This window comes from Limosilactobacillus vaginalis DSM 5837 = ATCC 49540 (assembly GCF_000159435.1).
In the GTDB taxonomy this organism is placed as follows: domain Bacteria; phylum Bacillota; class Bacilli; order Lactobacillales; family Lactobacillaceae; genus Limosilactobacillus; species Limosilactobacillus vaginalis.
In genome coordinates, this window is record NZ_GG693451.1 from 1 (window position 1) to 336 (window position 336).

Here is a 336-nt window from a genome sequence, read left to right on the forward strand (position 1 = left end):
TACAATACCCCTTAGGGTTGACACTTTAAATAATAAAAGTGTGAATCCTAGGGGGGTGTTTTGCATTGTAAGTTATTCAACTATTGAAAAGCTTAAATTACTTCATGATTATCAGAAATCGGATTATGGTTTAACGGTGTACTCCGATTACCATGGTGTCCGACCAGCAAACATGAGTAAGTGGATTAAGCAATTCCTACTCGCTGGATTGGCGGGATTAATTAGACCTAAGCATAATCAGAAGTACTCATTAGAGACTAAGTTAACTGCTGTAAAAGCTTATCTTTCTGGCAAGTATACTAATCAAGCAATTCTCCAGCAGTATCAAATTAGAAA

The 336-nt window shown here is 36.3% G+C and carries 1 pseudogene; it reads left to right on the forward strand.

Annotated features, from left to right (window positions below):
* Positions 1-136: 136 nt before the first annotated feature.
* Positions 137-336, forward strand: a pseudogene (locus tag HMPREF0549_RS09605) (helix-turn-helix domain-containing protein); the annotation flags it as partial.